Genomic DNA, 10,072 nt, shown 5'->3' with positions numbered 1-10,072 from the left:
CTTTGATACTCGCCGACGAGTCTTTGAACTCCGTTAATGAGTGCTTTTAACTCCTCTACCCCCCTGCTCCCCCACTCCCCAATTTCTAGCCGATGCCTTTAGCGATAAAAAAGGCTTCACCAATGGGGCCTAACGCTAATACTGGGAAAAATGTAAGTGCGCCCAGGATTAAAATTACGCCTGCTGTAACGCCTGTAAATAATCCGGTATCGGTTCGTAATGTCCCAGTTGTGTAGGGAACAGCTTGTTTGCGAGACATACTATCTGCCAAAAACAGCAAACCGATGATGGGAATATAGCGTCCTGCAATTAAACTGAAGCAGGTACTCAAGTTCCACCACAGGGCAGTTGCAGTGGTTTTTGTGCCCGTGGCGATCGCCAAAGGAGACGGTTGTGAATCTCCCAAGCCTTCAAACCCAGAACCGTTATTAGCAGCAGCCGAGGCGTATTCATAAATAACCTGAGCAAAACCGTGGAAGCCGGGATTGCTAATTCCTGCTAGTTGATCGGGAAACGCTAGGGCGATACCTGCGGGAATCATAATTGCGATCGGGTGAACTAGCAAAATCAAAAAACTAGCAAGTACAACCTCGCGCTTTTCAATCTTGCGTCCGAGAAATTCTGGTGTACGTCCCACCATCAACCCTGTAGCGAACACAGCCAGAATCAGGTAAGCAAATAGATAAGCGGTTCCTGTACCCTGTCCACCCCAAATAATTTGCAGGAACATATTAGAAAGGGTAATAAAACCACCGTTGGGCATAAAGGAGTCGTGTAAACTGTTGACTGCGCCGCACATAGTACCAGTTGTACTCGTTGCAAATAGCGCAGATTGTGCCCAACCAAACCGGACTTCTTTACCTTCTAAATTCGGTTGCTGACTACCCAGCAGTGCATTCACAGCTGGATTACCGTTGTATTCGCCAATGGCAGTAACAATGATAAATATTACATAGATAACGCCGACCATGCCATAGACTAACCAAGCTTGCTTAGTGTTATTCGCAAACAACCCGTAAGTGTAAATTAGGGCAGTGGGAATCGAAAGCATGGCGACAATCTGAATCAAGTTAGAAAATCCATTGGGATTTTCAAAAGGGTGTGCTGAGTTAATGGCGAAAAAGCCGCCGCCGTTTTCCCCTAATTGCTTGATAATTTCAAAATGAGCAACAGGGCCGCGAGCGATCGCTTGACTGATATTCGCATCTTCCAAGGTGGGGAATACAGCTGCACCCGCCAGTGTTTCGGGAACGCCAGCTGCCATGAGAGCGATCGCGCCGACAATACAAATAGGCAACAAAATTCGCGTAATCGAGCGAATTAAATCTACATAAAAGTTGCCCAACGATCTACCCGTCAATCCGCGAATAAAAGCAATCCCCACCGCTAAACCAGTAGCAGCAGAGGTAAACATGTGATAACCAAGTCCCCACATTTGGCTGCCATAGCTCATGTAGGTTTCACCAGAATAGTGCTGCTGGTTAGTATTAGTAATAAAAGAAATAGTCGTATGCACCACTGTATCCCAGGTTGGGGCATCTATCTTAGTTGGGTTTAATGGCAACCATCCTTGATTCATAATAATCAAGAAAATCAGTAACCCCATTGCTACGTTGCTGTATAGGATTGCCCGCCCATACTGCCAGCCGGTCATATTTTCTTTGGTTTTAACGCCAACCAAAGAATAAAGCACTCGATCGACCGGATTCAAAATCGGGTCGAGAAAAGTACTTTGCTCTAGGTAAACCCGCGCCATATAGCGCCCAAAAATAGGAGTAATTGCTACTACAATTAGTAGCGTTAATACAATTTGAATCCATCCTTCTAGCATGAGTTAATTAAACTCCAACCTAAGTAAATTTGAGATAGATAAATATCAGATATTTTCTTGTTATGAATCGGAAATATTTATGAAGTGTATTGGCATCCTGATTAACTAACTAACCTCTAACTATGGGCTTTCTCAATCAATCATGGAGCTTTTTGTAAAATAACACAAGGTATAAATTGATATTTAAACTAGGTTATATAAGAAATATATACTTCTATGTATAAGAGTGTTTATCTCGATATATATCTGCAAATATAGAAGGACAGCTAAATACTAAACAAATAGCTATTTGACTCTAAAACTTACTGAATATTTGAGGATTACAGTAATTTTCCGGTTTATTGACTATGTGGAGAATGAGTAACAAACTTAAAATGGTGGTTATAAACCGCAACTATACAAACAAAAACACAAGTTACTCATAATTCGCCAAAAATCTTACATTTATCAAACCGCTTCTTTACGATATGTTACCTATAGCCTACTTTTTTGCAGGTTTACTTATTGTTTTACAAAACTCTAAATCAACCTAAATATGGATATTTATTAATATTAAATTTTAATAACTGCAACCAATATTTTGTAGCGTTTTTTTGAGTTATTTCTATATTACGCAAATTATGACCTTTGCCTATCTTTAACATATAATATGTTAATTGTATAGCTATAAATAAATAGCTGAAGCCTAAAGATTTAAAATGTTGCAAAAATAGGTGATATATAACTTTAAATTGTTGTTTATGGCGAAAATAAATCCACCATTTAATTTGATGCTCGGCTATGCTTTTTGGTAGACCTAATATAGCCTCAACTTCTAGAAATTTATCTTTGACTTGATTATAAAACTTTATTTCATTTTCAATTTTTCCAGCCTTGTATGATAAATCAGCATCGTCAGATAATTGATAAGCTTCACTAATTAAATGACCAACATTTTCTGATTTTTGTTGGTCATATCCGAGTTTAATATATATTTCAGTTGCTGCTTGTGCCAATTCAGCAAATTTCTCAGCATCATGTAGCCAATATATTTTTGTTTGTAGTTCTCCTAAAGTAGAAGCTAGAGTATTATTCATCAATTTGGCTTGAAATATGCTTTCGATTATCTAACTTAAAATTAAACACTAAAATTTAGCTTTTTGAGCATCTGAACTCAACTCGATTCCAAATCAAAAAATTAAGATTGACTTTTGACTTCCGCCTTTCGGTACTAGTGCTACTCTAATGTACTGAACCAGGCTTCTAAATCTGCGCTCGCCTGAAAATCTAACAAAGCTTCACCGAGATTTTCTAATTGTTCTAGAGAGAGGGTTTCAATGTGCGATCGCACCTCTTGGGGTAATTCTCCCACACGGCGAGTGAGTTGACGGAGAATGAGCGATCGTTCTCGTTGTTCTCCTCGTTGTTCCCCTAGTTGTTCCCCTTCTGCCAGAATTTCTTGATAAATTACTGACTCGCGCATCATACCCTCCCGAAATAGTTGTCGAATCAAGTCTTTTTTGTATTTTAACCCTGCCAAGATTTGGGTGTAAGAGGAAATTTCAGGTCGTTGTCTTGGCTCAAGCTGATTAATTTGTTCTACAACTCGTTGCAACAAGATTTGGGGTTGCGTGGTTGCTGTCAGTGGTGCTAACGGTAACAAAGCTGGATCGTTGAGAAATAGTTCTGGATTTTCTGACCATAAGGAAATCACACGATATTCGTGACGGGTGGTTTCGACACTGAAGACAGTTTCAATTACCGTTTCTGGTGCAGGGGGAAGCAATAATACAACAACTTGCGTTATTGGTAGACGATACAAACGATACAAACGATACAAGCGTACCCAATAATCTAGCATCCGCAGGGGTAGGGGTGGCGTGGATTCTAGTTTGGTTTGAAATTCCAGGTGTAAAATACGTCCTTGTAGCTGTAAAAATGTGACATAATCAGCGCGAATCGGTTCAATACTCAATTCAGTTTTGAGGACTTTCACACTTGTTTGAGGTGTACCCAAAACCCAACTGGCAAAGGTAGAGGGATGTTTTTCTGAAAGTAGTTTGCACAGGTTATCAAAAGACATTGATGAATTATGAATTATAAATTTCAGGGTTAACACAATAAGCCAAACGATCGCCCCTCAGTCCAGCGATTAAGTTAGCGATCGCCATTATTGCCATTTTTGAGCGCGTTTGATGGCTGGCACTGCCAATATGAGGTGCAATAATTAGATTTTCTAAGGTCAACAAGAGGCTATCACTAGGAATCGGTTCTGGTTCAGTGACATCTATAGCCGCCGCAGCGATTTGACCACTTGCAAGGGCGCGATACAGAGAATTGGGATCTACAATAGTTCCCCGCGCCGTGTTAATCAAAATAGCTGATCGCTTCATCAACTCAAATTGGCGATCGCTAATCAGATGATAAGTATCATCAGCAGATGGTGTATGCAGTGTTATAAAATCTGACTCTTGCAGTAAGTGTTCTAACGCAGCAAACTCCACACCTAAAGATTGTTCTAATTCTGGACTGCATCGTTGCCTACTCGTATATAAAATCCGCATTTCAAACCCTTTGGCACGACGAGCGATCGCTTGACCAATGCGCCCAAAACCAACAATTCCCAAGGTAGCACCCGTAACATTCGGCCCCAACAACAAATCTGGTTCCCAAGTCTGCCACAAACCTGCACGAGTAAACCGATCTGCCTCTACTACGCGCCGGGCAGCTGCCATTAGTAATGCCCAGGCAAAATCTGCGGTAGCATCGGTTAACACCCCAGGAGTATGACCGACAGGAATTTGTAGTGCCGTGGCTGCGGCAATGTCAATGTTATCGTAACCCACCGCCATTTGACTGATGACTTTGAGTTTCCCTGACTCGATGAGTTGGCGATCAATTTGGTCAGTCAGCAGACATAGCAATCCATCTATTTCCTTGACTTTTTCTAGTAAAATTTCGTAGTGAGGGGGTTGGCGTTCTGGCCAAACTTCCACAGTGGCGAGCGATCGCAGTTGCTCTAATTCGATGGGTAAGCGACGAGTAACGAAGACTTTATGAAGCATAGTTTTAAAATAATTTCTAGATAAAGGGACGCTTCTTGCATCGGTTTCCCCTTAAAATATCATGGCGGAAATTCAAAACCTGATAAAGTTGGTTTTTGTTCTGTGAAAATGAGGCGTGATGTTCCAATCAAGCAGTAGAGAGTCTACAGACAATCATCACAAGCCGTTGGAATTCAATAGCTTGTCAAAATGTTCTGCCAGAAACTTACTCGATGAAGTAGATATTCTGAGGATTGCTGCAAGCTTGAAACAGGATCAAAAGCAAAAAGGAAAACTGGGGCAATTTTTAACTCCTGCTCCAGTAGCAGAATTAATGGCTGGGATGTTTGGCAAGCTCGATCTTCCTCAAATCTCTCTACTTGATGCTGGAGCCGGAGTAGGCTCATTACTTGCAGCCTTTGTGGCTAATCTTTGTCACAGCCAAAAACGCCCAGCCAATTTAGATATTGTTGCCTATGAAATTGATCCTTTTCTGATTGGGTATTTGCATCAGACGTTGAAATTATGTGCTAAAGAATGTCAAATAGCTGGTATTTCTTTTAACTATGAGATCCGGGATACGGATTTTATTGAGGATGCAGTCAGACTTCTTCAGCCTAGTTTGTTCGATAATCCTAACAATTGCAGGTTTACCCACGCTATTCTCAATCCTCCATATTTAAAAATTAACGCTCATTCCAAAATTCGTGATTTGTTACGTTCTATAGGATTAGAAGCCAGCAATCTATATACAGGTTTTATTGCTGCTACAGTTCAACTTCTTGAATCAAGAGGAGAGCTTGTAGCTATCTCGCCGCGTAGTTTCTGTAATGGGCCATATTTTAGAGACTTCCGCAGAATGTTTTTAGAAATGATGGCTTTAGACCAGATACATCTTTTTGAATCCAGACAGCAAGCTTTTATTGATGATGAAGTTTTACAGGAAACGATTATTATCCATGCTGTTAAACAAAAACCAAAATTTGACAATGTAACTATCAGTACAAGTTCAAATGCTGATGATGATTTTATTCTGTCAAATTCCTCACCTTATACAGAGATAGTTATTCCCAACGACTCGCAACAATTTATCCACATTATCCCCGATACACTAAGCCAGCAGGTAATTGAAAAAATGGCTAATTTTACCTGTACATTAAAAGACTTAGAATTAACTGTATCAACGGGACGTGTTGTAGATTTTCGTGCTAAAGAATATCTGTGTTTAATGCCAAACAAAAATACTGTTCCCTTGATTTATCCATTAAATTTTTCAGGAGGATATGTTGAGTATCCCAAGGTAACTAAAAAACACCAAGCTCTGGTATATGCAGAACAAACTGTGTCTCTTTTAGTACCAAATGAACATTATGTTTTGACTAAAAGATTCTCTTCTAAAGAGGAAAAAAAGCGAGTTGTTGCTGTTGTATATGATGCCAACCAAATTAATTGTTCTTGGGTAGGTTTTGAAAATCACCTGAATTATTTTCACAAAAATGGAAAAGGACTTAATCTTACCTTAGCACGTGGTATTGCTGCTTATCTTAACTCTAGCCTTGTTGATGCATTTTTTCGGTTGTTTAATGGGCATACTCAGGTTAATGCAACCGATTTACGAAATTTAAAATATCCGACAATAGCGCAGCTAATGACCGTAGGACTATATATTACTGAGCATTTCCCATCACAGAAAGAAATTGATGAACTTGTGCAAAAAGAGTTACTGAGTATGAGCAATCAATCTGAAAACAACCCCTTAATAATCAAAACCCGTATTGATGAAGCATTGCAAATACTAATTGAACTTGGACTTCCACGGGCACAACTTAATGAGCGTTCAGCTTTAACTCTTTTGGCTTTACTTAATTTAAAACCGACTGTTCTTTGGGAAGCTGCTACATCTCCCCTAATGGGAATTACGCCCATGATGGAATTCATGGCACAGCACTATGGCAAAACATATAAACCTAATACGCGGGAAACTGTTCGCCGCCAAACAGTCCATCAATTCTTAGATGCGGCTTTGATAATTGTAAATCCAGATGCGCCTGAACATCCCGTTAATAGTCCGAAAACAGTATATCAGATTGAAGAAAGTGCGCTTGAACTCTTACGTACTTATGGAACTATTGAATGGAAAAAGAGCATTCGTACTTACCTTGCTTCAGTTGAAACTTTGAAAAAACGATATGCTCAGGAGCGGCAACTATCACGTATCCCTATTGTGATTGAAGGAAAGTTAAAAACTCTATCGCCAGGTGGTCAGAATATTCTGATTGAAAAGATTATTAATGAATTTGCAGAATGTTTTACACCTGGAGGAAAACTGATTTATGTTGGTGATACAGATGAAAAGTTCGCGCATTTTAATAAAGTTGCATTGAAAAATTTAGGCGTTACTATCGATTCTCACGGAAAAATGCCTGATGTGATTATTCATTATCTAAAAAATGATTGGCTAGTTTTAATTGAAGCTGTAACTTCTCATGGCCCAATTAACCCTAAACGCAAGAAAGAACTTGAAGTTATCTTTGCTAATATAAAAATTCCCCTTGTAATGGTAACAACCTTTTTAAGCCGGAAAGCGATGGTAGAGTATTTGGCTGAAATTGCTTGGGAAACCGATGTTTGGGTTGCGGAAGATTCTACTCATCTCATTCACTTCAATGGAGAATATTTATTACAGGCTTACAAAGTGGATGGAGATTCTGAAACAGAATAAACTATTTTTAATTTTTGATAATCTGTGCAAAAAGAAGCGTTAAGGCGATATCGGTATCCACAATATAGATCCAAGAGTTCAAGCAAAGCGTAGTAGAGTTAAAGTAATAAATCTCAAGGTGCGTGTAGGTATGAAAACCTACCGACTATAAACTTAACAGCATATACAGCGCTAACTTCGATCGCTCCTAAAGCAAGATTGTCGCCATGACTAACTCAACTCCAATGGATGACGAGAAAAATCTGCCAAAGAAAAAAGGCAAGGGCAAGTCGCTTCCTCCCAAGCTGATTATCTGGCTGGGAAAGTTTGTCTGGACGAGTATGTGGCAGATAATGATGTCAAATCTTGCTCCTCGCAATCAGTCGGGAGCATATATTCGTCCTAATAGCCAGTTTCGCAAGTTCATCGGTACAGAAGAAGGAAATCAATACCCACCAGCAACGGGGCGCTATAAACTCTATGTTGGGCTGGGCTGTCCTTGGGCACATCGAACCTTAGTTGTGCGATCGCTCAAAAAACTCGAAGCGGTAATATCAGTATGTGTCGTCTCTCCTTCTCCGATTGAAGGCGGTTGGATATTCAACCAAGAAGAAGAAGGTTGTCGCACACTGGCTGAATTTTATCAGCTGGCAGAACCCGGTTACAGTGGACGCTCCACAGTGCCAGTACTATGGGATAATCAAACAAAAACTATCGTCAATAATGAGAGTTCAGAGATTATCGTCATGCTGAACTCTGAGTTTAACGAGTTCGCCAACAATCCGACGCTAAATCTTTACCCAGAAGAACTGAAAGAGAAAATTGACTGGTGGAATGAAAAGATTTACCACGCCGTAAATAACGGTGTGTATCGCTGCGGCTTTGCTCAAAGTCAGGAAGCATACAATCAAGCCTGTAATGAACTGTTCGCAACTCTCGATGAAATTGAACTTGCATTACAGACTAATCGCTATCTCTGCGGAGAACATCTTACACTCGCAGATGTACGTTTATTCACTACATTATTTCGGTTTGATAGTGCCTACTATGGGCTGTTTAAATGCAATAAGCAGCGAATTCGAGACTATCAGAATCTCGGAGCTTATCTACGCGATCTGTATCAGCTTCCAGGTGTGGCTGACACTTGCGACGTAGAAAGCGTGAAGCGGGACTACTACGGAAACCTATTCCCACTCAATCCCGGCGGAATTATTCCCAATGGCCCTGATATGTCCTATCTTAATCAACCACACGATCGCGATCGCATCGGTAAGGTGAATGCTTCATGAACCAGATTAATCGAGTTGCAATTGTCGGTGGCACTCATGGAAATGAGTTTACAGGAGCCTACCTAATCCAAAAATTTGCCCAGTTTCCCAATTTAATTACCAGACCGAGTTTTGAGACAGTCACTCTATTAGCAAATCCCAATGCTTTTGCCGCCGGGAGACGATATTTAGAAAAGGATTTAAATCGCTGTTTTCTCAAGCAAGATTTACAAGATCCGACTTTGAATAGTTACGAAGATTTGCAAGCTAAATTAATTCAGGATACCCTAGCATTAAATGGGGATAAACAAGCAGATTTCATCTTAGACTTGCACAGCAGTACAGCTAATATGGGTCTGACAATTATTCTTGATAACAGTCATCCTTTAAACTTAAAATTGGCTGCTTATCTAAGCCAGCTTAATCCTTTAGTTAGGGTTTATCGTTGCTCTTTTAAATCAATTGCAGAAAACCCCTTTGTAAATTCTCTGTGCGAATTAGGCTTTGCGTTCGAGGTTGGCCCAATTGCCCAAGGTATCTTAAAAGCAAGGCTGTTCCAACAAACAGAGGAACTTGTTCGCGCCCTTCTGGACTACCTAGAACAGTTTAACTACGGTAAAATTCCATCAAATAACGAAACTTTGATTCTCTATGACCACTTATCAGTTGTGGACTATCCAAAAAAACCGGATGGTACAATCTTTGGAATGATTCATCCAGAGCTTCAGGATAAAGATTATCAAGCCTTGAACCCAGGAGATCCAATTTTTATAACTTTTGACGATAAAACAATTGTTTATGAAGGTACATCTACTGTTTGGCCAATTTTTATTAATGAGGCAGCTTATTACGAAAAAGGAATTGCCATGTGTTTGACTAAGAAGCAGCAAATCAATATCTAAGATGTGATTAAAAATTTGTGGATAATTGCTTTTAATTGGAAGTGATGAGAGAAATTGAACATCCAAATCATTAGACCTCTTGCATAAATCAAAAATAAAGAACCCCACCCCGCATTTGAGTAAACCAACCCCTTCCCTCCCCAAGGCATCGCAGGGTGGTTTCATACAAAGAGAGAAAAAACTTACCATCTTCAGTAAACATCGACAGATATATAATTGCTTCTGAGCACCGCTAGGGAATTGATCAACCGCACCCAGCAAGCAGTAAATTTGCAACTGCCACAACAACAATTACTAGAATTAATCGAGACTCATTAATGGAGTTCAAAGGCTCATTAATGGAGTTC

At 39.9% G+C, this 10,072-nt stretch carries 7 protein-coding genes; 3 read left to right on the top strand and 4 right to left on the bottom strand.

From position 1 onward, the window contains the following. Positions 1-85 precede the first annotated feature (85 nt). The 4 genes from kdpA to ACFE93_RS32565 all read right to left on the bottom strand — a co-directional run bounded on the left by kdpA (position 86) and on the right by ACFE93_RS32565 (position 4,875). Positions 86-1,831: a potassium-transporting ATPase subunit KdpA gene (gene kdpA, locus ACFE93_RS32580; RefSeq protein ID WP_375479936.1), complete on the bottom strand. Its 1,746-nt coding sequence runs from the start codon at positions 1,829-1,831 to the stop codon at positions 86-88. Between the two features lie 524 nt (positions 1,832-2,355). After that, positions 2,356-2,907, bottom strand: coding sequence for a hypothetical protein (locus ACFE93_RS32575; RefSeq protein ID WP_375479934.1), 552 nt, complete (start codon positions 2,905-2,907; stop codon positions 2,356-2,358). A gap of 140 nt (positions 2,908-3,047) precedes the next feature. Continuing rightward, positions 3,048-3,893 carry an Rpn family recombination-promoting nuclease/putative transposase gene (locus tag ACFE93_RS32570; RefSeq protein ID WP_375479932.1) on the bottom strand — a complete coding sequence of 282 codons (846 nt, stop codon included), beginning with the start codon at positions 3,891-3,893 and terminating at the stop codon, positions 3,048-3,050. Positions 3,894-3,900: 7 nt separating this feature from the next. Beyond that, entirely contained in the window at positions 3,901-4,875 is a 975-nt protein-coding gene (locus ACFE93_RS32565; protein WP_375479930.1) for a 2-hydroxyacid dehydrogenase, read from the bottom strand. A gap of 166 nt (positions 4,876-5,041) precedes the next feature. Here ACFE93_RS32565 and ACFE93_RS32560 point away from each other — a divergent pair, with 166 nt between their 5' ends. From ACFE93_RS32560 to ACFE93_RS32550, 3 genes are all read left to right on the top strand, one after another. Then, positions 5,042-7,576, top strand: a complete 2,535-nt coding sequence (locus ACFE93_RS32560; RefSeq protein ID WP_375479928.1) for a BsuBI/PstI family type II restriction endonuclease — start codon at positions 5,042-5,044, stop codon at positions 7,574-7,576. Positions 7,577-7,782: 206 nt separating this feature from the next. Next, entirely contained in the window at positions 7,783-8,844 is a 1,062-nt protein-coding gene (locus tag ACFE93_RS32555) for a glutathione S-transferase family protein (protein WP_375479926.1), read from the top strand. After that, positions 8,841-9,725 carry an aspartoacylase gene (locus ACFE93_RS32550; protein ID WP_375479924.1) on the top strand — a complete coding sequence of 295 codons (885 nt, stop codon included), beginning with the start codon at positions 8,841-8,843 and terminating at the stop codon, positions 9,723-9,725. Before ACFE93_RS32555 ends, ACFE93_RS32550 begins: the two co-directional genes overlap by 4 nt. Positions 9,726-10,072 lie beyond the last annotated feature (347 nt).

It is taken from the genome of uncultured Nostoc sp. (assembly GCF_964247315.1).
Lineage (GTDB): Bacteria > Cyanobacteriota > Cyanobacteriia > Cyanobacteriales > Nostocaceae > Nostoc.
This window is presented reverse-complemented; position numbering and strand designations above follow the sequence as displayed.

Excerpts from the sequence above, each read along its gene's own strand:
- kdpA (WP_375479936.1), bottom strand. The coding sequence starts at position 1,831 with ATGCTAGAAGGATGGATTCAAATTGTATTAACGCTACTAATTGTAGTA.
- ACFE93_RS32575 (WP_375479934.1), bottom strand. The coding sequence starts at position 2,907 with ATGAATAATACTCTAGCTTCTACTTTAGGAGAACTACAAACAAAAATA.
- ACFE93_RS32570 (WP_375479932.1), bottom strand. The coding sequence starts at position 3,893 with ATGTCTTTTGATAACCTGTGCAAACTACTTTCAGAAAAACATCCCTCT.
- ACFE93_RS32565 (WP_375479930.1), bottom strand. The coding sequence starts at position 4,875 with ATGCTTCATAAAGTCTTCGTTACTCGTCGCTTACCCATCGAATTAGAG.
- ACFE93_RS32555 (WP_375479926.1), top strand. The coding sequence starts at position 7,783 with ATGACTAACTCAACTCCAATGGATGACGAGAAAAATCTGCCAAAGAAA.
- ACFE93_RS32550 (WP_375479924.1), top strand. The coding sequence starts at position 8,841 with ATGAACCAGATTAATCGAGTTGCAATTGTCGGTGGCACTCATGGAAAT.